Annotated in this window: 19 protein-coding genes; 13 read left to right on the top strand and 6 right to left on the bottom strand. The window is 59.4% G+C overall.

The window, feature by feature from the left end; translation table 11 throughout:
* Positions 1 to 79: 79 nt before the first annotated feature.
* The 7 genes from asnB (FXV83_RS00095) to FXV83_RS00065 all read left to right on the top strand — a co-directional run bounded on the left by asnB (FXV83_RS00095) (position 80) and on the right by FXV83_RS00065 (position 7227).
* Positions 80 to 1978, top strand: coding sequence for an asparagine synthase (glutamine-hydrolyzing) (asnB, locus tag FXV83_RS00095; RefSeq protein ID WP_347341017.1), 1899 nt, complete (start codon positions 80 to 82; stop codon positions 1976 to 1978).
* The gene (locus tag FXV83_RS00090) at positions 1975 to 2565 is read left to right on the top strand and encodes a glycosyltransferase family protein (protein WP_235939259.1); all 591 of its coding nucleotides are present in this window, start codon (positions 1975 to 1977) and stop codon (positions 2563 to 2565) included. Before asnB (FXV83_RS00095) ends, FXV83_RS00090 begins: the two co-directional genes overlap by 4 nt.
* 65 nt (positions 2566 to 2630) lie before the next feature.
* Entirely contained in the window at positions 2631 to 3569 is a 939-nt protein-coding gene (locus FXV83_RS00085) for a methyltransferase domain-containing protein (RefSeq protein WP_148736585.1), read from the top strand.
* Positions 3566 to 4135 carry an acyltransferase gene (locus tag FXV83_RS44845; protein ID WP_110116716.1) on the top strand — a complete coding sequence of 190 codons (570 nt, stop codon included), beginning with the start codon at positions 3566 to 3568 and terminating at the stop codon, positions 4133 to 4135. The genes FXV83_RS00085 and FXV83_RS44845 overlap by 4 nt, the downstream gene beginning before the upstream one ends.
* A gap of 42 nt (positions 4136 to 4177) precedes the next feature.
* Positions 4178 to 5104, top strand: coding sequence for an NAD-dependent epimerase/dehydratase family protein (locus FXV83_RS00075; RefSeq protein WP_148736583.1), 927 nt, complete (start codon positions 4178 to 4180; stop codon positions 5102 to 5104).
* Positions 5101 to 6267: a glycosyltransferase family 4 protein gene (locus FXV83_RS00070; RefSeq protein WP_148736581.1), complete on the top strand. Its 1167-nt coding sequence runs from the start codon at positions 5101 to 5103 to the stop codon at positions 6265 to 6267. Before FXV83_RS00075 ends, FXV83_RS00070 begins: the two co-directional genes overlap by 4 nt.
* 27 nt (positions 6268 to 6294) lie before the next feature.
* Entirely contained in the window at positions 6295 to 7227 is a 933-nt protein-coding gene (locus FXV83_RS00065; protein WP_148736579.1) for an NAD-dependent epimerase/dehydratase family protein, read from the top strand.
* A 63-nt stretch (positions 7228 to 7290) separates the two neighbouring features.
* On the opposite strand, the gene FXV83_RS00060 is transcribed toward FXV83_RS00065, so the two are convergent.
* From FXV83_RS00060 to FXV83_RS00050, 3 genes are all read right to left on the bottom strand, one after another.
* Complete coding sequence (locus tag FXV83_RS00060) at positions 7291 to 8511, bottom strand: glycosyltransferase family 4 protein (RefSeq protein ID WP_187435545.1); 1221 nt, start codon at positions 8509 to 8511, stop codon at positions 7291 to 7293.
* A gap of 2 nt (positions 8512 to 8513) precedes the next feature.
* The gene (locus FXV83_RS00055) at positions 8514 to 10421 is read right to left on the bottom strand and encodes an SDR family NAD(P)-dependent oxidoreductase (RefSeq protein ID WP_148736575.1); all 1908 of its coding nucleotides are present in this window, start codon (positions 10419 to 10421) and stop codon (positions 8514 to 8516) included.
* Between the two features lie 367 nt (positions 10422 to 10788).
* A complete protein-coding gene (locus tag FXV83_RS00050) occupies positions 10789 to 11154 on the bottom strand; it encodes a hypothetical protein (protein WP_148736573.1) in 366 nt (121 codons plus the stop codon).
* Between the two features lie 438 nt (positions 11155 to 11592).
* Between FXV83_RS00050 and asnB (FXV83_RS00045) the strand changes: the two genes are divergently transcribed.
* The 5 genes from asnB (FXV83_RS00045) to FXV83_RS00025 are packed head-to-tail and all read left to right on the top strand — an operon-like array spanning position 11593 to position 17010.
* Positions 11593 to 13479, top strand: a complete 1887-nt coding sequence (asnB, locus tag FXV83_RS00045) for an asparagine synthase (glutamine-hydrolyzing) (protein WP_187435544.1) — start codon at positions 11593 to 11595, stop codon at positions 13477 to 13479.
* A gap of 29 nt (positions 13480 to 13508) precedes the next feature.
* Positions 13509 to 14444, top strand: a complete 936-nt coding sequence (locus tag FXV83_RS00040) for a glycosyltransferase family 2 protein (RefSeq protein ID WP_187435543.1) — start codon at positions 13509 to 13511, stop codon at positions 14442 to 14444.
* An 11-nt stretch (positions 14445 to 14455) separates the two neighbouring features.
* Complete coding sequence (locus FXV83_RS00035) at positions 14456 to 15403, top strand: lysylphosphatidylglycerol synthase transmembrane domain-containing protein (protein ID WP_187435542.1); 948 nt, start codon at positions 14456 to 14458, stop codon at positions 15401 to 15403.
* Positions 15404 to 15449: 46 nt separating this feature from the next.
* A complete protein-coding gene (locus tag FXV83_RS00030) occupies positions 15450 to 16145 on the top strand; it encodes a class I SAM-dependent methyltransferase (protein WP_148736566.1) in 696 nt (231 codons plus the stop codon).
* Positions 16146 to 16185: 40 nt separating this feature from the next.
* Positions 16186 to 17010, top strand: a complete 825-nt coding sequence (locus tag FXV83_RS00025) for a class I SAM-dependent methyltransferase (protein ID WP_148736564.1) — start codon at positions 16186 to 16188, stop codon at positions 17008 to 17010.
* A 28-nt stretch (positions 17011 to 17038) separates the two neighbouring features.
* Here FXV83_RS00025 and FXV83_RS00020 read toward each other — a convergent pair whose 3' ends face one another.
* The 3 genes from FXV83_RS00020 to FXV83_RS00010 all read right to left on the bottom strand — a co-directional run bounded on the left by FXV83_RS00020 (position 17039) and on the right by FXV83_RS00010 (position 21251).
* On the bottom strand, positions 17039 to 18058 hold the full coding sequence (locus FXV83_RS00020; RefSeq protein WP_148736562.1) for an NAD-dependent epimerase: 1020 nt from the start codon (positions 18056 to 18058) through the stop codon (positions 17039 to 17041).
* Positions 18059 to 18277: 219 nt separating this feature from the next.
* The gene (locus FXV83_RS00015) at positions 18278 to 19879 is read right to left on the bottom strand and encodes a hypothetical protein (RefSeq protein WP_148736560.1); all 1602 of its coding nucleotides are present in this window, start codon (positions 19877 to 19879) and stop codon (positions 18278 to 18280) included.
* Between the two features lie 82 nt (positions 19880 to 19961).
* Complete coding sequence (locus FXV83_RS00010) at positions 19962 to 21251, bottom strand: nucleotide sugar dehydrogenase (protein WP_148736558.1); 1290 nt, start codon at positions 21249 to 21251, stop codon at positions 19962 to 19964.
* Between the two features lie 578 nt (positions 21252 to 21829).
* Here FXV83_RS00010 and FXV83_RS42300 point away from each other — a divergent pair.
* Positions 21830 to 22264: hypothetical protein (locus tag FXV83_RS42300; protein ID WP_430648916.1), on the top strand; the 435-nt coding region annotated here is incomplete at its 3' end.

The following is a 22264-nucleotide window of genomic DNA, read 5'->3' as shown; positions in this document are numbered from 1 at the left end:
GAAGGATGAGACACTGCCTTGGCGGCCAGCATTTCGTGATAGTCGTTGCCGTTTCGCGAAGCGGGCCGTATGACGCGACATGTCGGAACGATACGCGTGTGATTGCGAGCCGCCTTTTGTCAGCGAAGGTCTTCTAGCCATGTGTGGGATTGCGGGTATCGTTCATTTCCGAGGCAACGCGATTGAGCAGGAGGCGATATCGCGCTTGACGAATCTCCTGGCCCATCGCGGCCCGAACGGCGCGGGGACCTGGTTCAGTGCCGATCGCGATGTCGCCATGGGGCATCGCCGGCTGGCGGTTATCGATCCGGGAGAGGGCGGCTACCAGCCGATGTTGTCGGCTGATCGTCGCCATGTGATCGTCTTCAATGGCGAAATCTACAATTTCCTCGAGCTTCGGCGCGAACTCGAGGAGCGGGGCGCGATCTTCCGCACTCAATCGGATACCGAGGTCATTCTTGCTGCTTGGCGGGAATGGCGGGAAGGGATGTTGTCGCGCTTCAACGGTATGTGGGCGCTGGCAATCTACGACACCGAAACAAGGGAACTGTTCCTCGCGCGCGACCGCTTCGGCATCAAGCCGCTGCTCTATGCGATGTCGCCGGAGCGCTTTGTTTTCGCATCGGAGCAGCGCGCTCTGGTGCGAAGCGGTCTGATCGGGACGTCGCTTGATGTCGACGTAGCGCGGCGGCTGTTGCTGGATGCCTTCGGAGTCGAAGGTAGCGAACGGACCCTCTGCCAGGACGCGCGCCGCTTGCAGAGCGGCCATTGCTTGTGGCTGCGTCACGGGCAGCTGGAGATCCGACGCTGGTGGCGCACCATCGATCACTTGCCGGAGGTGCCGAAAACCGAAGCCGAGCGCGTCGAACGTTTTCGCGAATTGTTCCAGGATGCCGTCGCGCTGAGGATGCGCAGCGACGTGCCAATCGGGACATGCTTGTCGGGAGGGTTCGATTCGTCAGCGGTGATTTGCACCATGGCTTCGCACGAAAAGGCCGGGATGGGACCGCGCGATAGTACGTCATGGCGCCACGCCTTCGTCGCAACATTTCCGGGCGCATCGAATGATGAGCGGCCAATGGCCGAGGAGGCGGCCGCGTGGGCGGAAGTCAACCCGACCTATCTCGAGATCGGTCGGGCGGACGCACTGACGGAGCTGGACCAGATCCTCGACGACAATGATGACGTCTATATCGGGCTCCCGAGTGCGATCTGGTTGATCTATCGTGAACTCAGACGTCAGAACGTGCCGGTGTCGATCGATGGCCACGGGGCCGATGAGTTGATGGGGGGCTATTTCCAGGGAGGGCAATACGGCGCTTTCTGGATTAGAAATGCCCTTGCGGGAATTTCCTCGAATTCAGCGTTGACCAGGCGCGGCGTCGATCTGTTGAGGGCGCTGATGATCAAGCGTCAGGGGCAGTATTTCCTGCGCGGCGGACTGCGCCAGGTTCCCGGCCAGCTCAGTCTTGTGGGCGATGACGACGTGCTGCCGCGCGATTGGGGCTCGTTCAATCGCCGCCTCTATCGAATGTTTCACGGCACCGTATTGCCGACAATTCTGCGAAACTACGATCGCCTCTCTATGGCCCATGGCATCGAGGTCCGGATGCCGTTCATGGACTGGCGCCTGGTGACCTACACGATGGCGTTGCCGGAGAGCAGCAAATCCTCTAGTGGTCTCACGAAAGTCATTGCGCGGCGGGCAATGGAAAACCAGATGCCGGAGTCCATCCGCACGGGACGCCGGAAGGTGGGGTTTAACTCGCCGATGCCGGAGTGGTTGAACGGGCCTCTTGCCGGCTGGACGGCCAGCCTGCTCGATCAGAACGTTCCGGCATTCGCCGAGTTGGTGGACGAGCCTGCATTGCGCCGGGCGGTCGGCCGCTTGACAACATCGAAGGCCTGGGATTGGGAATCGGTCGGACGGGTTTGGCCGTATCTGAACATGAAATGGATGCTGGCGAGGCGCACTTGACGAGCTACGTGGGCCCTTGGAGGCCGATCGACGTCGTCATCGTCGGCGGCTACTCGCGACACCATTCTGCGCGCGCTAGGACGTTTGAGCAAGTCGCGGCACTTTCCAATGCCTATGAAGTGGCGTTTCACCTGGATTCGTCGCGTCTGACCCGGTTGGCCGAATCCACACTCGGCCGCTTGCTCCCTGGCCTCGGGAAGCACAGGCGACCGCGGGCAGTCGCCATGATCGCCCGCCCGCCGGTATTCGGACGGCGCTTCTACGAGCTTCTCGGAGCTTCCAAAATTGCGCTCAACGGCGCGATTGACATGGCTGGAGCCGACCGCGGAAACATGCGGTGTTTCGAGGCGATGGGCTGCGGCGCCCTTCTGGTTTCGGACAATGGGAATTATCCGCCTGGCATGACTCCGGGCGTGACTATCGAGACCTATGGGTCAGCCGAGGTTGCGGCATCAACAATTTCGCAGGCCCTGATGAACTGGCCTCGGTCGGCTGAGATCGCAGCGCGCGGCCGGAACGAATTGAACCGCTTCTACACAAAGACGCGCCAATGGCGTGACTTCGTCGACCTGGTGGAACGCATATAGCCAGATGTCGGTACAAACAAGGGGCGTGCGGACCCATGTCGCTGGTTCCGCTTGCATGATATTATATGATGCTGTTCAAGCAGGCGGGCGATAACTATAGGGAACGGGCACCTCATGCTCCTCTCGGCCATCGCCGCACAGGAGATCAACGGATGCACGTGGACGGTGCCTTATTCAAGGCGAAAGAGCTGCTGGACGCGACGCTGCTGCCGGTACATGCCTTGAGAGGCTGTCCGCCGTGGAGCCTTGGATACTACACCCGGAAAAAGCGCGCTATCGTGGATGCAATCGACCAGAACGTGGTTCGTCCGAATGCCCCCCTTCCAGCGGGCTTCGGCATCGGGCTAGATGAGCGCGTGGTGGAATACCCATGGCTTTTTTCGTGCCTCAGAGCATCCGGTCAGCTCGGAAAGGTATTGGACGCGGGCTCGACCCTCAATCACGAGTACATTTTGAGCCGTGATCCTCTCGACAAGGCGGATTTGACCTTGATGACCCTGGCGCCGGAAAAGCGGTGCTACTGGCACATGGGCTACTCCTACGTTTTCGGAGACTTCCGCAAAAGTCCGTTTCAGGACGCGTTGTTCGACACGCTGATTTCTATCTCAACGCTCGAGCACGTTGGACTGGACAACACGTTGTTGTACACCAATGATCGTAGCAAGGCCGAAAGCGACCAGTTCGGGTTTTCAGCTGCAATGTCCGAATTCAGGCGCATCGTCCGGCCGGGTGGCCGCTGCTTCGTCACTGTTCCTTACGGACAGTATGAGGATTTCGGCTGGTTTCAGCTGTTCGATGCCCAAATGCTGGAGCGGCTTATCAATTCGTTCGGACCGTCAACTCATCAGGTCGAGTTCTTCAGCTACCGCCGGCAGGGCTGGGAAAGGGCGACGCAGGCGACCGTCGAGAACGCGACCGCATTCGATCCTCACAGCGGGAGGGGGCGAACAGAAGATAAGGCCGGGTGTGCGCGTGCAATCGCCTGCATCCAAATGACCAGATGAACCTCGATCTCCTGCTGCAACGGCTATTAGGGCGACCCACTTGCGAGCTCGCCGCCGGCGCGCGCCTTCTGAGGACCGCGAGGATTCGGAACATCCGTCGCGATGCCAAATCTATCCGCATCGGCGAGCACAGCATCATCCGCGGCGAACTGCTGACGTTTGCTCACGGCGGACGAATCGAAATCGGCTCCTGGTGCTACGTCGGCGAAGGCGCGCGCATCTGGTCGGGCTGCTCGATATCGCTCGGTGATCGCGTGCTGATTGCACATGGAGCCAACCTGTTCGACAATCTTACGCATCCGATCAATCATCATGACAGGCATAAGCAGATCAGGGAGATCTTCACGAAAGGCCATCCTGCTGAAATCGATCTGGACGACCGGCCAATAGCGATCGGAGACGACACCTGGGTGGGGGCGGGCGCGTATATTCTTCGAGGCGTTCAGATCGGCGCGCGCGCTGTGATTGGTGCGGGCGCGGTCGTCACCAAGGATGTCGCGGCGGATACCATCGTCGCGGGCAATCCGGCTGTGATGGTAGGGCGGGTGGACGAGTCTTATGTGTAATCCGGCCGACCGCATCCATCTGACCTGCCACAAGGGTGCCCCATGAGCGTTTGGGTCACCGGCGGCAATGGCTTCATCGGGCGTCATCTCATCGCTCATCTCGCACGGGAGGGCGAAAGAGTGTATGGCATCGGTCACGGTGCTATCGACGAGACCGATCGACGGAAGCTTGGGCTGTCTGACTGGATTAATGGCGAGATCAGCGCGCCGAATCTGGACGGCCTTGTTGAGCGCGGGGGCGCTCCCGGCGCCATCTTCCATCTCGCCGGCGGTTCATCGGTCGCGCGTTCGATCGAGCAACCTTATGAAGACTTCTCTCGCACCGTCGGCGCGACGGCGAGCCTGCTGGAGTGGCTGCGCTATTCCGCGCGCGAGTGCCGGCTGGTCGTCGCCTCTAGCGCGGCGGTGTACGGTGCGCATCATGCTTGCGCGATTTCGGAGCAGGCCAGCACGCAGCCCATGTCGCCCTATGGTCATCACAAGCTGATTATGGAGCACCTTTGCCGCAGCTACGCAGATTCCTTCGGTATCCGTGTGACCATTGTCCGCTTATTCTCGGTCTATGGTCCCTCGCTGCGCAAGCAGCTGTTGTGGGACCTCTGTGTGCGGCTTGGACAAGGTCAACGCGAGCTCATGCTCGGGGGCACCGGCAACGAGTCGCGTGACTGGATCGATGTACGGGATGTCGTGCGGCTCCTTGCGAGGCTCCAGCACGGTGACAGTACGCCCCTGAAGGTGCTGAATGGCGGCAGCGGCATCCCGACCAGCGTCGCTGAGATCGCCCAAATCGTGACGAACGCCTGGGGTGGCAATATAGCGGTGCGGTTTTCGGGCATTGTCCGCGCTGGCGATCCCTTTAGCCTGGTCGCCGACGCCGGGCAACTTGCCGTCCTTCCGTTCAACTGGCGCATTCCGGTGCATGACGGCATCGCCCAATATGTAAGCTGGTTCAAGGGGCAGTCGCATTGAGCATCGCTCCCCCCATCCGGCTCGCCTTCACCTTGATTTCTTGCAACGCTTGGGCGGGCGGTTACAATTATCAGCTGAACCTGTTCCACGCCCTTGCAAAATACTGCCCGGGCGTGATTACGCCTGTGGTGTTCGCGGGCGAAGGTCACGATGCCAGCGAACTCGCGTCCATTCGACAGGTGCCGGCGACCGAGACCGTTTGCTCGGTGCGTTTCGATCGCTCTGCGATGATTTCGTTGCTGCCAACCATGTTCGCCCAGGATCGCGGTGCGATATCCAGCTTTCGCAGCCACAAAATCGATGCGATCTGGGAGAACGCCCGCTTCTTCGGATGGAAGTCTCCCTATCCGACCGTGGCCTGGATCCCGGACTTCCAGCATCGGCAGTTGCCACATTTGTTCTCAAACAAGGCGAGGCGCCGGCGTGAACTGGGTTTTCAGCTGCAGGTCCTCTCCGGCCGCACCATCATTCTGAGCAGCCGCAGCGCCGAGCGCGACTGCCTTTCCTACTATCCGAGCACCACGGGCCGAACCGCAGTCGTGAGGTTCGCCAGCGAGCCTTCGGCCGAACTGCTCAAGCTGGATCCGGTGCAGGTGCTCCAGAAGTATGATCTGCCGAGAACGTTTTTCTATGTCCCCAACCAGTTCTGGCGTCACAAGAATCATGGGATTGTCATAGACGCGCTTGCGCTGCTTGCGCAGCGAGGCGTCAATCCGGTTGTCGTTGTATCCGGCGGTGGTGATCCGAATGATCCGGGATATCTCGATCAAATAGTGCGTGAAGCGGCAGGCCGCGGCCTGGCGCAGCAGTTCCGCTACCTCGGCATGATTCCGCTCGCCGAAGTCTATGCCCTTCTGCGTGCCAGTGCCGCGCTGATCAATCCATCTCGCTTCGAGGGCTGGAGCACCACGGTCGAGGAAGCAAAGTCGTTCGGCGTGCCGATGATGCTGTCAGATATCGACGTGCACCGTGAGCAGGCTGGAGAGCGCGCACGATATTTTGGCACGGACGATGTTGCTGCGCTTGCCGCCCATTTGCAGGCTTTCGTGCGCCCCGCCTTTGTGGTGCGCGAGATGAACGAGCAGCTGAGCGAGCGGGTGCGGGAGTTCGCGGAGAGCTTCGCCTCGACGATCAAAAGGGTCGTTCGAACGCATCGATATTGAGCGGAATCTGCTGGAGCGCGCACCGCCATGAACCAACCGGTCGTCCTCGTCACCGGTGCAACCGGATTTATCGGACGCAATCTTGTCCCGTTGCTTGAGAGCCGCGGCTATCGCGTGCGCCGGGCGCTACGTGCCGGCCGGACCGGAGAGAACGATGTCGTGGTCGGTTCGATTGAGTCGCCCCTCAGTTGGGATGCAGCACTCGCGGGAGTAGACGCGGTGGTCCATCTGGCTGCCCGCGTACACCACCCGAACGACGAGCGTGCGGCTGAGCTGTACGACGCGGTGAATGCGCAGGGTACGATGCAACTGGCCCAAGCCGCCGCGCGGGCAGGGGTGTCCACGTTCGTGTTTCTGAGCACAATCCTGGTCAACGGAAGCTCGACCGATGGACGAGGGCCATTCACGCCGGACGACGCCGTGGTGCCGCGCGGCGTTTATGGACGGTCCAAGGCGGCGGCTGAGGCCGCCCTGCAGAGCCTGGCGTCTCAATCCGAGATGCGAGTAGCTGTTGTGCGCCCGCCACTGGTCTATGGACGCGAAGCGCTTGGTAATTTCCGTCACCTCGTTGGCGCAATCAGACGGCGGATCCCGCTTCCGCTTGGTCTGGTCGATAACAAGCGGGCGTTCATCAGCGTGCAAAATCTTGCGTCCTTTGTCGCACATTTGATCGCCCTTCCGGTGGCTCCTCCTTACCGCATTTTCCTCGTCGCGGACGACGAGCAGATTTCGACGACTGCTTTCGTTCGCCGGATCGGACAGGCGATGAACCGGACCGCTATCCTGTTGCCGGTGCCTTCGGGGGTCCTGACGTTCGCCCTCCAAGCTATAAGGCCGGAGCTGCGCCATAGCCTGGTAGGATCCATGGAGATTGACCCTTCCGCCGCGCTGTCGACCGGCTGGACGCCGCCGCTCAGCATGACGCAGGGATTGCGTCTGGCTGTGGGCACCTCTTCCTAAGCACCTCATCGGCGAGCTCGGCAACTACTCCATCGACACCGGCGTAATATGTCCGTGCGTTGCTCATCTTTGCTCTGCCAGAACAGGGTTCCGCAACAATTCGCCGATCAGGCCGGCATAGGCGTTCATCGCGGCGGTCCGGTCGAACTTTGCAGCCGCCTTCACCGCGCGCCCCGCCATGGCTCCCTCGTCGGAACGGGATGCCGCACGGATCGCGTCGGCCAGCTGATCGGCGCGGCCGGGCGTCACCACCCAGCCGAGCCCGTTCTCCACCACCGTCAACGCGGCCTCGGCCTCCGGCTCGGACACCAGCGCCACGGGACGGCCAACCGCCAGCAGATTATAGAACCGGCTCGGCACCGACACCCCCGCAACGTCCTTCCGGTATGGAATGATCCAGAGATTGGCCGCCGCCAGGAATGCCTCGAGCTCGGCATCCTCGACCCGCGCCACGAAGGTGACATTGGTGAGTTTCGCCTCAGCCTGCAACTGCTTCAACTGCTCGAAGCCGATGCCCCAGCCGGAAAGCAGAAAATGAATCTCCGACTGATCCTTCAAGAGGCGCGCCGCCTCGAACACGATCTCCGGATCATGGGTGAAGCCGAGATTGCCCGACAGGCCGACGACGAAGCGCGCCGACAGTGCCTTGCGGAACGGATTCTCCGGTGTGATCGGGCGGGCGCCGGGCACCAGCGTCGCCCAGTTCGGGATGAAGCGGATCTTGTTCCGCGTCATGCCGGAATAGCTCAGAAGCGGCCGCTCCGCGTCGCGGCCGATGGTGATGACCGCATTGAGCGCGCGGAACATCAGGCCGTTGGCGGCCCGCATCGTCCGCGTCACGAACGAGCCGGGCTTCAAGAGGCCCGCCATCACCAAGACGTCCGGAAAGAGGTCGTGCATGATCAGCGCCGAGCGCGCGCCCCTGAGCCTGGCTGCCGCGGCCACCGCGTAGGGCAGCATGAACGGCGCGGTGACCGTGAGCACGACGTCCCCTCGCCTCAGCTGCCGTATCAATGCGAAGAACGTGCGCGCCGCGAACATGAGCTCCGACACCGCACGCCGCAGCAGCGCCGCCTTGCCTGCCATGTGGTTCTTGATTGCGACGACGCGCGGCCTGCCGGGACTGGTCTGCGAAGCCGACAATGCGCCCGGCCAGCCCGAGAGCACGACGACCTCGTGCTCGGCGGCGAGACGGCAGGCTATCTCAGCCATGATTACGGCCGTCGTGCTGGTATCCGGCGGATAATGCTGGCTCGCTACGACGATCTTGCCTCGAGGCTGCATGGTCAGGCCGCGGTCGACCCGAATTCCGGCACCGCATCCTTCAGGATGGCCCTGATGGTCGCGCGATCCTCGCGCGCGACGGCCTGCTCGAGCGCCGCGATCCATTTGCGCACCGTCAGCATCGGCGGCTCCTTCGGCTGCGCGGCCATAATGCCCGCCACGCCGATCTCGCGGGTCGGCTCCTCGGAGGCGAACAGGATTTCATGCAGCCGCTCGCCCGGCCGCATGCCGGTGAACACGATCTCGATGTCGTAGCCGGGTTGCAGGCCGGAGAGGCGGATCATACGCTCGGCGAGATCGACGATCTTGACCGGCTGGCCCATGTTGAGCACGTAGACCGAGACGTCGGGACGCGGCGTTCCGAGCGCGTGCGTGGCCGCGGTGATGACGAGATCACAGGCTTCGCGGATGGTCATGAAGTAACGGACCATATCGGGATGCGTCACCGTCACCGGGCCGCCGGCCTCGATCTGCGCCTTGAATTTCGGCACCACCGAGCCGTTCGAGGCCAGCACGTTACCAAACCGGACCGAGATCAGCCGCATCGGCGACTTGGCGCCGCGCGCCGCCGCCGCGAGGTCGTGATCCAGCGCCTGGCAGTACATCTCGGCAAACCGTTTGGTCAGGCCGAGCATCGACACCGGCTCGATCGCCTTGTCGGTCGAGATCATCACCATGGTTTCCGCGCCGGCGGCAACGGCGGCATCCGCCACATTGATGGAGCCGAAAATGTTGGTCTTGACGCCCTCGCTCCAGTCGCGCTCGAGGATCGGCACGTGCTTGAGCGCAGCGGCGTGGAACACGATGTCCGGCCTGAACTCGGTCATCAGGCGCATGATGCGCTCGCAGTCGCGAATGTCGGCAATCCGCCCTTCAACCTCGGCTGCCTTGCAGGTGAGAGCTTCGGTGATCGCGTAGAGCGCCGGTTCGGAATTTTCCACGATCAGCAGACGCGCGGCGCCGAAGGCGACGACGCGCTCGCAGATCTCCGAACCGATCGAGCCGCCGCCGCCGGTGACGATCACCGCCTTGCCCCTGATCAGGGCTTCGAGCCGCGCATAGTCGATGTTCTCGCTCGGCCGCAGCAGGAGGTCCTCGACCGCGACGGCCGTGAGTCGCGGCGTATCGCCGCTCTCGAGCGAAGGCATCCGGTTGACGATCACGCCGAGCTTGCGCGCCCGCAGCAGGATCGATTCCGGATGCGCCTCCGGCTCGAACGCCGACGGTGTCATGATGATGCGGATGATCGGCTTGTTGCGCTTGGCGAAGTCCGCGATGACGTCCTCGACATCGTCGAGGCCGCCCAGCACCGGCACGTTGCGGATGAACTGGCCCCGGTCCGCAAGCGACGGCGACAATACGCCGACCGGCCAGATGCGCTTGATCGCCCCGCTTTCGATGCCGCGCAACAGCACCTCCGCATCCGCGGCCCGGCCGATCAGCAGCGTCGGGGCGGCTTCATCGGTCCTCGCATGCCGCCGCACCCGCGTATAACGGAAGTAACGATAGGTCATGCGCAGCGCGCTGAGGAAGGAGACCTCGAGGAACCAGTAGAGGACGATCGTCATCTTGCCGAGGAAAAAGGCGCCGCGGACGTTGGGGGCGACGAAGATGTAGTCGAGCACGAGCAGGGCAACCGTCAGCACGGTCGCGACCCGGGTGATGTTCAGCGCGTCAGGCAGCGAGATGAAGCGCCATTTCGTCGTGGTCAGGTTGAAGATGAAGAACACGACCACGCTGAAGGCGAGGAAGTAGGGCAGGATCTGGAACAGCAGCGGCAGGCGGTCGAAGAAGCCGTCGCCACCCTCGAACCGCAGATAGAAGGCGGCAAAAAGCGCCGCCGTGGTCGCCAGCAGGTCGTGGAGCGCGATCAGGAAATTGCGCAAGTTGAGATGCGAAAGACGCGTCATTAGCTCACTGGTCTCGGACTTCGGATCTACCGGTGCTACGGCTCCTGCCTACAGAGAATGACGTCCATCTGAAATCCCACGTTCCATCAGCGGTCGCAAGGTTCTAAAGGGCAAAATCGTATCTTGACGATCGCCCAAGATCGGTTGCCAGTGAAGCTGCCTCCGTAATTGACCAATCTGAGCAGGTTCCTTGAGGACAATTTATTGAACGCCATGACTCCTTGTGCTACCTTGCGTCAATGTCTTCTCGGGATGGGCCAGCCCTTGGCCAAAGCGGCAGCAATCGCACCGATACGCTCACTGGACTGATGCATGAGCGACCTCCATCGGCAGGGTTTCAAAGCTGATAACGCCTGCCTTTGGGCAACTATGGTTTTGCGGTGGCGGCTCGCTCTACTGTAGCTTTCAACGCGTCCACGTCGGCCCGAATTGCTCTTGTTTCCGCGACGTTGGCCGGGATTTCTTCCGTGGCTTTTTCTACCTTGGTCATGCGAAGATTCAATTCGGCCAATGCCCTGTAGATCAGGTCCAGATACATTGTTTCGGTCTTCTTGGCCTCAGCTAATTCCTTGGCCAAGATGTCAAATCGTTCGGTTGATGGTTGCTGGATCTGCTTAAAATATGCTTCTTCGGTCCGCCATATCGCAAGCCTCTGCATTTCTAGGAGGCCCATGAAGACGAGGTTTGCCGCAAGCAACGTCACCAAAATTACCCGCCAGTTTTCCTTGAACATACGATTTCCTTCGATACATGAGCACTTATCACCAAGGGCTGGCTGACGGATTCGCAGACGTTTGATTACCCACAAAATCAAAGGCCGCCGATTCACGCTGGCGGGGCTCTTTCCGCAATCGCCCACGTTCTAACCACGGTCTGAGGATCGATTCGAGGCTCCCTTGATGGGCATGGAGATCTAGGCGATGGCACGGTTATAGCGGCTCGAAGTGGTTGGGTTCTACCCTTCTCGACAGATTACGGGTCTTCCGGTCTGTTTCCATACCAACTCGTTTATTCTCGTACCAACCCTCCAATCACGGTGATCGCATCGTGTATTCCGATTTGCGGGAGCGGCGCTCCCGGCATCCGTCCCGATCCCGCACCTGCTCTCGCTAGCGGTACATTTGCCGCTATGCTAAGGGCTGCAGCTTCAGGGCGAAAGCGATCGATTGAAATGTGCGGAATTGCCGGTATCGTAAATTTCGATGGTGAACCCATCGCCCGTCAGTCCATCGTTCAAATGACTGAAACCCTGGCACACAGGGGCCCGGATAGCTCCGGGATCTGGGTCGAGGACCATGTCGGTCTTGGACATCGCAGGCTCGCGATCCGGGATCTGTCGCCCGCCGGCGCCCAACCAATGATCGATCCCCATGCGAAGATCGCGGTCTCCTACAATGGCGAGCTCTACAACGACGTTGAACTTCGGCGAGCGCTCGGCCACACGGCGGGTGCCAGGTTCCACACCAGCTGCGATACCGAAGTCATCGCTCCCAGTTATCGTCTCTGGGGCAAAAACGCGTTCCTGAAATTCGAGGGCATGTACGCGATTGCGCTTTGGGATCAGGTGAACGAGCGCCTCATTCTGGCGAGAGATCCGATCGGGATCAAACCCCTTTATTTTTCCTTCGTTGGGCGGTCGTTGCGGTTTGCAAGCGAGATCAAAGCTCTGCTTGCGCTGAAAGATCAGCCGCGGCAACTTTCACCGCAAAGCCTGCATCGGTTCTTTGCGCAGGGCTATCCCGGACCGGCGCGCAGCCTGATCGACGGGATCGAGCCGCTGCCGCCCGGCAGCACGCTCGTCGCGGACCGGAACGGTTGGCGCGTCGAACATTTCTGGCAACCCAAGCGGCACACCAAGATCGTGAGCTTCGAAGAAGCCCTTTCCCGTTTCGACCAGCTCTGGCCCGAGGTGGTCGATGATCAGCTCATCAGCGACGTGCCGGTCGCTCTGTTGTTGAGCGGCGGAATCGACAGCGCGCTGATCGCCACCGCGCTGCCTGGTCGCTCGGACCTGTCGGCCTATACCGCCAGTTTCGGCGAAGCCGCCTTCGACGAAAGTGGACTCGCCGCGGTCACCGCCAGACACACCAATCTACGCCAACGTTTTGTTTCGATCGATACCGGGGAAGATATCGAGATTCGCTTTCTGGACGTTGTCGCCAAGGTCGATGGCCAGCTGGCCGATTCGAGCGCTTTGGCATTTTATTCGCTTTGCCAGAAGGCCGGCCGGGAAGTCCGCGTCCTGCTGACCGGGGATGGCGCCGACGAGTTCTTCGCCGGCTACGAAACCTATCGCGCTACCCGGCTTGCAACGGCCGTGGGGCCTTTGTTTCCGAATTTCGCGATGCGACATCTTTCAGACGCGCTGTTTGCGAAAGCGGCGGCGAGCCAGGCCAAGGTGGGAGCCGCGGAAAAATTCGCGCGATTGCTCGCCGGCATGGCGAACGGCGGCGCGCGGCCACACCCGCAGTGGCGGCGATATCTATTTCCCGAACAGATCCACACCCTCTATGGCACCGGAATGAAGGACATTGATCGCGAGGCTGACGCCCTCGACGAATATGCCGCGGCACTCGGCACCGAAGGCTCCGCGGCGGACCGGGCGCTAGAGGCGGATCAGCGTTACTATCTTCCTGGCGACATGCTAATGAAGACCGATTCGATGAGCATGGCGCACGGCGTTGAGGTGCGGGTGCCGTTCCTCGACCGGCGCATCATGGAATTCGCCAATGGCCTCGACGTGGCGGTGATCAGCCCGCTTCGCGGTCCGGACAAGCGCATTCTGCGCGCCTATCTCGAGAGACACGGTCTGCCAAAGGACCTGACACAGGGGACTAAAAAGGGCTTCAATATTCCGGTGGCAAGCTATCTGCGCCATGGCCTGAGGTCGCTTGGAGAAAGGCTGTTGGACAGGGAGGCTGATTGTCTGGCGCCCTTCCTGCAGCCGGATGCCGTGCGGCGGCTCTGGCGAGAGCACGTTGACGGAAATTCCCGTTATAGTTACACCCTCTGGACCTTGCTGACCTTGGCGACGTGGCGAACAACGGCCAATGTCTAGCTGTGCTTTCCGAGCCTTAGGAAACAATTTTGCGACCGTTCGAAGACGTTTCAGTCATCATTCCGGCGTTCAATGAAGCGGGCGGGATTGGTCCGACTCTGGAGCAGCTTTCGCTTGCAGTGCCGGGCGCCGAAATCATCGTCGTCGATGATGGCTCGACCGACGGCACCGCCGAGGTTGTCGGAAAATATCCGAACGTGACCCTGATGCGGCATGGCTTCAACCGGGGATACGGAGCCGCGCTGAAAACCGGCATGGCCCACGCCAGCCGTCCGCTGGTCGCCTGGTTCGACGCCGATAACGAGCATCGCGTCAGCGATCTGGTTTCGATGATAGGTGCCATTCGCCAGGGCGGTCTGGCGGCGGTGATCGGCCAGCGAATATCAGGCGGCGTCTCCGCGGTCCGCGGCGTCGGCAAGGCGGTGATCCTGATGCTCGCCCGGTCGCTCGGGTTCCGCGGCGGTCGCGACATGAACTGCGGGCTTCGCGTGTTCCGCACTGAGGTGATCTGTCGATATTTGCCGTTGCTTCCGAATGGTTACAGCGCGTCGATGACGAGCCTGCTGGTGATGCTCGAGCGCGGTTATCCCATCGGATACCATCCGGTGGAGCTCGCCGCCCGCATCGGAACTAGCAAGGTCACCCTCCGCGCGGGCTTTGCCAGTCTGCTGCTGGTGATGCGGGTGATCATGATGTTCGCCCCGATGCGGATTTTCCTGCCCTTCGCATTGGCGATGTTCAGCATCGGCGCCCTCTACGGCGCGACCCTGGCAATCCTGCACGGCGAAGGGTTTCCCACGTTCGGCATCTTCCTGATGCTCGCCGGCCTTCTCATCGGCATGCTGGGGCTGATCGCCGACCAGCTCAGCCAGATGCGCCTCGTCCAATACGAAACCATCACACCCTATCGCGCGCTACCGCTTGCAAAGGACCGCGAAGCGAAATTACCGCCGGGACTGTTTTGAGAAGCCATGTCTTGAAGGTCGGCCGATCCGCCGCGCCGCTGATATCGACCTCGTTGCTGCTCTGGCTGGTGTCATACGCGGTCGATTTGAGCCAGGTGTTGCGGCAATTGTTGGCGATGCGGCCGGGCTTCTTCGTCGCCGCCATGATGCTGATGTTGCTGAGCATCGCAGTCGCAACCCTGCGCTATCAGTCGGTACTCCAAACCCTTTGTCCTGAGGGTCCGGTGCATTACTTCCCGTTGCTCAAGCTCAACCTCCTGACGCTCTTCAGCGCGCATTTTGTCCCCTTCGGCGCGCTGGCGGATGCCATGCGCGCGCTGGTTTCGCGCAAGCTCCTGAAAATGCCGGTCGGCAAGGCGGTGGAGGGCGTGATTGCAGATCGCGCGCTGGCGGTGGCCGGATTTGCGCTTTTTGGACTGCTGTTGCTTCCGCTGCAGATCTCGATGGGCTGGCCTTGGCGGATCGTCATGGCTCAGGTCGCGACCTTTGGCGGGCTGCTCGTGCTCCTCGGAGCCGCTGCCTTCGGCTTGACCTTGCACGTGCGGTTCCTCAAATCCGCAGCAGAAGCCGCGCGACGGTTTTTGGGACATATCGCGACGTGCCATCGCTTCGGCTGGCAGCTTGGCCTCGCGGCCGTCAGCACCGGCCTGTTCGCAGCGATGCTGCTGCTGCTCGGGCTCGGGCTCGGCTTGCGCATTCCGCTCTGGGTCGCGTTCACGACGACGCCGGCCATCTATCTTTCGCAGGTCGTTCCGATCTTCTATGCTGGATTTGGCTCGCGCGAGATTGCGTTCGCCGCTTTGCTCGTACCTAGTGGCGTTCTGGTCGACTCGGATGCGGTCGCCCTCAGCTTGAGCATAGGTCTTTGCAATCTGGCGGCCAGTGTCCCAGGATTAATTTTCGCCTGGCCGCTGCTGCAGGCATTGCGAGGGAAGGCGATCGCGCCGGCGGTGAAATGATCGCTTGGTTGCCTCCCCTGATAGCGAAAGGGACACGGGTTCAGCCATGAATCCCAATGCAACGACACATGATGGAACTCTCCCGCCCAACTGGGCGCTCGCCCCGCGCAAGAGCCTGCTGCAGTCGGCCTGGGACCTAGCCGGTGCCCCCCTGCGGATGGTTCTGCTGCCGGATTCACAGAACGAACGGCTGCACCTGACATCGCTACGGGCCGAGCGCTATGCCGCCGTGTTGCCGCAGCTCAGGGGACGGGTTCTCGACATCGGCGCCGGCGACAATGCGCTGATACGTCTCTATCGACAAAGGCTGCTCCGCTCAGGCAAGGATGACGCCAGCGCGGACGACAGCGTCGGCGTCGATGTCGTCGACTGGGGCGGGGATACACTAAAGATCGCATCCTCGGACAACCTTCCGTTCGAAGCGGAAAGCTTCGATACGGTCGCCTTTGTCGCATGCCTCAATCATATCCCTGAGCGGATCGGTGCTCTGAAGGAAGCGCATCGTGTGCTCAAGCCCGGCGGTTTGCTGGTAGCGACGATGATCGGGCGGCTGATCGGCGATGTTGGCCATGCCATCTGGTGGTACAGCGAAGACAAGCACCGCGACGTTGCCGAAGGCGAGGTCATGGGAATAGACAAGACTGAGATGCTACCGCTTCTTGAGCAAGCCGGCTTCAAGCAGGTTTCCGTAAAGCGGTTCGTTTATGGAATGAACTATCTCTATCTGGCTACGCGCACCTGATCCAGAAAGCGCGGCGCGCGCCGGAAGCGGGAAACGGACAATGACATCCTCGCATTCAGCAAAATCCAAGCCGGACCTCGGTCAGCGGACGATTGCCGATTTCGGCGATCAATGGACCCGTTACACCGACAATTCCGGCTATTATGGCTCGCTCGCACTCTTTGCCGATATCTGCGAGCCGCTACTGAGCCTCGACAATGTGCGCGGACGCACTGTTGCGGATATCGGATCTGGTACTGGCCGAATAGTAAATATGCTGCTGGATGCCGGCGCCGCGCACGTGACCGCACTTGAGCCCTCGGAATCCTTCGCTGTTGTCGCTGCCAACACCGCGGATCGCGCCAGCCGGGTCGAGGTGATACGCTGCGACGGGACGGCCATTCCGCAGGATCGTGATTTCGACCTCGTGGTATCGATCGGCGTGCTGCATCACGTCGAGAATCCCGCACCGATCGTCAAGGCGGCGAGATGCGCGCTAAGACCGGGAGGCGTGATTTTCATTTGGCTCTACGGTCGGGAAGGCAATGGCATATACCTGGCGCTGTTCGAGCCCTTGCGAGCCGTCACCAAGCGAATGCCGCATCGCCTGCTAGCCATTCTGTGCCACGTCTTGGACTTCATTGCGATGTTGTACACCGCGGCTTCGCGAATCCTGCCGCTTCCAATGCGCCAATATATGCAAACGGTCTATCGCCGGCTGCCCCCGGATAAGCGACGCCTGGTGATCTATGACCAGCTCAATCCAGCATACGCCAAGTATTATAGCGAAGACGAGGCGCGGAGCCTGTTGGAGAACAACGGCTTCACGAACGTTCGTACCCACCACCGGCACGGCTACAGCTGGAGTGTGACCGGGGCACGATGAAAACTCCTGGCGGCCCCTCGCAACGTGGTTAGGCGGACTGGTCGGGCTTGTAGTAGCTTAAATACCAATCGACGAACTTCCCGACTCCCTCTTCAATCGAGGTCTTCGGTTGAAATCCAACAGCTTCAACGAGACTATCAACGTCGGCATATGTGCTGGCTACGTCGCCCGGCTGCATCGGAAGAAATCGTCTAATGGCCTTCCTGCCGATTTTCGCCTCGATACACTCAATAAATGAAGTCAGCTTAATCGGATTTCTGTTTCCAATATTGTAAATTCGGTAGGGCGCCGATGAAGTTGCCGGATCGGGCGCCTCGTAATTTCGGTCCGCGCTGGGCGTTGCAATCTTGTCTGCAACCCGAACGACGCCTTCGACAATATCATCAATATAGGTGAAGTCTCGGTCATGCTGCCCGTTGTTGAATACGTCGATGGGCGTTCCGGAAATAATGCTGCGCGTAAAGAGAAACAGCGCCATATCCGGCCGACCCCAAGGACCGTACACGGTGAAGAATCGCAATCCGCTTACAGGCAGATTGTATAAATGGGCATACGAGTGCGCCATTAGCTCATTGGATTTTTTGGTCGCCGCGTAGAGGCTGAGAGGATGATCAACGTTATGACTGACGGAAAACGGCATCTTGGTATTTGCGCCGTATACGGACGAAGACGACGCAAAGACGAGATGCTTGACGCCGTTGTGGCGACAGCCCTCCAATATGTTCAAGAAGCCTATGATATTTGAGTTGGTGTAAGCATGTGGCGCTTCCAGGGAATAGCGCACGCCAGCCTGGGCCGCCAAATGAATGACCTTCTCCGGCTTAAACTTTGAAAATAAGCCTGAAACGGCGGCGCAATCTTCGAGATTCGCTTCGATAAAGTGAAAATTCCGAAAGGCAGAAAGCCGGCTTAGTCTGGCTCTTTTCAAATTCACATCATAGTAATCGCAAATATTATCGATCGTAACGACGTCGTGACCTGCCTCCAACAGACGGTAGGCGGTGTGATATCCAATGAAACCAGCTGCGCCGGTTATCAGCGTCGGCATCTTTGACTTCACGAACTCAGGGTTCGTGCCCTCGATATTGTCTTGGCTTCCAAAGCCAGCCCCGAGCGTAACTTTGCTTTGGGGCACCCTGAACGTTCATCCAGAGCTAGTTAGCGTCCTTCAGTGTTGTACGCCAATGGCGCGGGTGGAGCAACGGACGATCGGCGGCCTGTACGCGGTGTTCGAGTCATGCTCGAAGGCTCCAGCGAGCGAGCGCCTTCAGTCGGAATTGGACTTCCGCAACTCCACCCCCTTCTTGGCGAATGAAAAGTTCCTCTTAACGATCGCGGAGATCTGAAGAAGAACCGGCGTTGGATGCAGAGGCAAAAGGACAACGCAAGTTGCTATGGAAAAAAGGAACGTCCCGAGCAAAGCGTAACTATAGCGGACGTCCGCGAACAACGAGCTTCCCGTGATGTAGATATTGATCAGGGGTATCCCGAGAAATATCGAGCCAAGCAAAACGTCCTTTCTCAGGAGAACCGCAGATGCCGCTAATGAAAGAAGAAAGAAGAGGTCAAGCGGAATATAGGCGACCAACCCCATGATAAAATGAAGGTAAGTCGGCTGGCTTCTGAAGTATGGTTTCATCGATGCAGCAAACAGCCGATGAAATTCGGACTTGCCATCCTTCTCAAAGAACTCGGCGATTTGACTGTCGAAGGCGCCAACGTTTGGCCGAACCCAGGACAGGTAAAGATAGTGATTGCGTTCATGCGCAAAGAGCTTCCTGCCATTGAAGCCGCGGAAAATCTCATAGTCGGCTGGAAGAGCTAAAAGATAAAAATTGAAACCGCTCGAAGAAAGACCGTAGCCGATCGAGTTCAGTCGAGGTCGATAGCCGTCGGCAATCAGCGCCCGGCCCATGTCCTCGATTTTGCCGATGGCTTCTGTGTTGGAGGCGCCGGCATCAATCCAGAAGCGCATGACGGTCGTAACGTCGCCAAACGAAGCTCCCTGCTTGAGCAGCCTTTCCGCACTGATCGAGGGGGGCAACTGGTAGCTTCTAAATGTCTCGGTCAATTCCGGGCTCGGATTGGGATTTGCATACAGCCCCGCCCACAACTTGCTCGGACCCAGTCGGGGCCAAATGAACTCGCCTCCATCAAGTGCTCTGATGGACGGGAAAAGCAAAATGCCGAAGATGAAAACCAAGCTGAATGCCGCAAGATTCCCGGAGAGCAGCCGGCCTTGCCGAATAAGCGTCGCGCAAGCGATGCCAAGACAGAATACTGCTACCGTGCTTCTCAATTGAGTTGCGAAGAATATGCAAATGCAAAAGAGAACCGAAGCTCGAGCGCTCATGTTTCGGCTATTGATTGCAGCGACCGATGTTCCCAAGGATATCAGCAAAAACGACGAAGATAGCGACTCCGTCAAAAGCGCATTATGCATCGATTGATAGAATGGAATGAGACAAAGCGCCACCGCCGCAACCGCAAACCATCTTGACGGCCAAGTAGAGTAAAAGCATCGGGTGCAATAGACCAGTGCAGAAGCGGCAATTGCATGTTGTCCGACCGCAAGGCAAGGCCAGATCAGCTTGATAGGCAACAACGTCAAGGCGTTCCAAAGCAACGGCAAGCCCAATGGGACGTAATTGTGCCACCAAAGGGGCTCCCCCGTGATGATGCCGACGCCACGCTGTGAGGTTAAGAGCGCATCAGATATATTGATGTAGCTTGACGCATCCGCCCATATGACCGCACCCTGCAACCAGAAGAAGAAGAGGTGGAGAAGCATTATCAAAAAAATGAAAGATCGCTTCTCCGGGCTCAAACAATTCAGGCTCTGCTCTCCCGGAGAGAAAGAAACAGGCACGTAGTTTTTTCCAAGTCGCCCCAACTGCATTAGACGTCCAATATCCATCTCAGACTGCACAGACAGTCAACCAGTTCATCCGTCAAAGGCGGGAGAGATGGACTCCGCTAGGCACATCACTCCGCGGCAACATGCCCTTTAAATCGAAAACAATGCCTTGATCGGCCAGCTTGAGCAAGCCGGAGACGCGACGCCATCCATACTCACTGAAGATCTTGTGCGGGACAGCAATGATCACCGCATCGGCCCGGGCAAGATCATCAAACTCAAAAAGACTCAAGCCGTATTCCTTCATTGCCTCGAGCCGATCTACAACGGGGTCATGCACCTGAACGTTGATCCCGTATTTTTCAAGCTCTTTCACCGTATCTCCAACGCGACTGTTTCGTATGTCAGGCACGTTCTCTTTGAATGCCAATCCCAAGATCGTCACTGTCAGCGGCTGCCCAAGTTTCTTCATCATCATCACACGAGCGCATTCGTCAGCTACGGACTTACTCATGGAATCGTTTACGCGGCGCCCTGCAAGTATGACTTCCGGGTGGTATCCGATCTGCTCTGCCATATGGGTCAAATAGTACGGATCGACGCCGATGCAGTGCCCGCCGACCAGGCCTGGCGAGAAGGGCAGGAAATTCCATTTTGTTTTTGCGGCCGCCAGCACGTCGCCCGTGTCGATACCAAGGCGTTTAAAGATCAGCGACAGTTCGTTGATCAACGCGATGTTCAAGTCGCGTTGTGTGTTCTCAATGACCTTTGCCGCTTCGGCGGTCATGATGTTTGGTGCTTCATGGATAGGTGCGTTAATGACCGCGCCATAGACCCGCGTCATCGTTTCCAGCGTCTTTTTATTCTGACCGGCAACTATCTTGGCGATGTTTTCGAAGCGATGCTCTTTATCGCCAGGATTTATCCGCTCAGGCGAGTAGCCAAGAAAGAAATCTCTGCCTGCTACCAACCCGGATGCTTTCTCCAGATAGGGCGCACATTCATTCTCCGTGACACCAGGATACACAGTTGACTCGTAAACAACGATATCGCCCCGGGAAAGCACCGAGCCGACCAACTCCGAAGCGCTAAACAACATACTAAGATCAGGCCGCTTGGCGTGATCCAAGGGAGTTGGAACAGTCACGATGAAAAAGTTTATCGCCGCTAGACTCCGAACGTTGTTCGAATAGACCACATCGGCTTCTTTGAGATCGCCTGACTCAACTTCCCTGGTCCGGTCGTAACCTCTGACGAGCTCATCTATGCGTTGCGGGTTTATATCGAAGCCTACAGTTTGAAATCCCGCGCGTGCGAACGCAACAGCAATCGGTAGCCCGACGTAGCCGAGTCCAACGACGCCAATCCTAATTTCATCACGCACTTCTGGTTCCTTCTATAGCTGTCGTGCACCTTAGAAAGGTTGCCAACTCGACCGAGGTGGGACCGGGCAACGCAATTGCTTTTCCTTCGACTTACAGGAAACTCTTGGGGCTGCTCAACTCGGATTGCTAAGTCATTGTGGTTTCGACTTGTGTGGCGCCTCCGTGGTTTATTGCCCGTAGTTTGGACATACGCAAGAGGAGGGCACCATGTCGGGGAGCGATGGCGCTTGAAATGCTTGAGCGATTGATGTCTTGCCAAACCTTATAGCGTTGGCAATGTTCACTCCTTCCGGCACGCCGGGGCTTTGCAGGGCCTCACAGGACGCGGGGGTCTTCCGGAACGCTTTTTCCGCAAACTCAGCGGCAAGCTCGACAACTGGTCCGGAAACCGCATCCGCGATTCGCACCGCGATCCCAGGATCAACAGACGAGCCGCGGCTCGACCTCGGACAGCCGGACAGCGGTCGGCGGCCGGAGCAACGGTCATGGCCACAATGGCAGTAGACCAGGACGCCGCGCACGCCCATCTCGCGGATCAGGCCGAAGGTAAAAGTACCCAATCGCTCTGCACGCTGGCATGTTCCATCCCGCGGCTTTCCGCGGAGAATCCAGCTGGGAATACTGGCCGGCATTCGTGATGAGCGCGCGACAAGCGGCCGCGCCGCTACTTCCGTTTCCGCGCGGCGCGCTGGATTATCTTCAGTTCGAATGGGTGAGCCGGGCGATTTACAGCCCCCTGCCCGCGGCTTACGGCCGATATTACGGCGGCGAAGAGTCGTTCCGAGCTACGATCAACGCACGGCAGGGGAGCGCAATTGATCCAAATACTGGATTGAACACCGACAGTGTCGATGCCGTAGGGGCTGTTCCAACGCCGCCCTCTGGCACGGCATTCGATTTGAGCATCAATCAGGCCTACCGAGACGCCCTCAAGGTACTGGGTGAGCGGCTCATGAATACGGCTCAACGGAGTCTAGCTCGCGAAGTCGAAAGTACGCATACGACGAAGACC

Origin of the sequence: Bradyrhizobium hipponense (assembly GCF_008123965.1) — a bacterium.
GTDB lineage: Bacteria > Pseudomonadota > Alphaproteobacteria > Rhizobiales > Xanthobacteraceae > Bradyrhizobium > Bradyrhizobium hipponense.
This window is presented reverse-complemented; position numbering and strand designations above follow the sequence as displayed.

What these genes read in the sequence shown, in the direction of transcription:
- asnB (WP_347341017.1), top strand. Translation starts at nt 80, where the DNA reads ATGTCGGAACGATACGCGTGTGATTGCGAGCCGCCTTTTGTCAGCGAA.
- FXV83_RS00085 (WP_148736585.1), top strand. Translation starts at nt 2,631, where the DNA reads ATGATGCTGTTCAAGCAGGCGGGCGATAACTATAGGGAACGGGCACCT.
- FXV83_RS44845 (WP_110116716.1), top strand. Translation starts at nt 3,566, where the DNA reads ATGAACCTCGATCTCCTGCTGCAACGGCTATTAGGGCGACCCACTTGC.
- FXV83_RS00075 (WP_148736583.1), top strand. Translation starts at nt 4,178, where the DNA reads ATGAGCGTTTGGGTCACCGGCGGCAATGGCTTCATCGGGCGTCATCTC.
- FXV83_RS00065 (WP_148736579.1), top strand. Translation starts at nt 6,295, where the DNA reads ATGAACCAACCGGTCGTCCTCGTCACCGGTGCAACCGGATTTATCGGA.
- FXV83_RS00060 (WP_187435545.1), bottom strand. Translation starts at nt 8,511, where the DNA reads ATGCAGCCTCGAGGCAAGATCGTCGTAGCGAGCCAGCATTATCCGCCG.
- FXV83_RS00055 (WP_148736575.1), bottom strand. Translation starts at nt 10,421, where the DNA reads ATGACGCGTCTTTCGCATCTCAACTTGCGCAATTTCCTGATCGCGCTC.
- FXV83_RS00050 (WP_148736573.1), bottom strand. Translation starts at nt 11,154, where the DNA reads ATGTTCAAGGAAAACTGGCGGGTAATTTTGGTGACGTTGCTTGCGGCA.
- asnB (WP_187435544.1), top strand. Translation starts at nt 11,593, where the DNA reads ATGTGCGGAATTGCCGGTATCGTAAATTTCGATGGTGAACCCATCGCC.
- FXV83_RS00030 (WP_148736566.1), top strand. Translation starts at nt 15,450, where the DNA reads ATGAATCCCAATGCAACGACACATGATGGAACTCTCCCGCCCAACTGG.
- FXV83_RS00025 (WP_148736564.1), top strand. Translation starts at nt 16,186, where the DNA reads ATGACATCCTCGCATTCAGCAAAATCCAAGCCGGACCTCGGTCAGCGG.
- FXV83_RS00020 (WP_148736562.1), bottom strand. Translation starts at nt 18,058, where the DNA reads ATGCCGACGCTGATAACCGGCGCAGCTGGTTTCATTGGATATCACACC.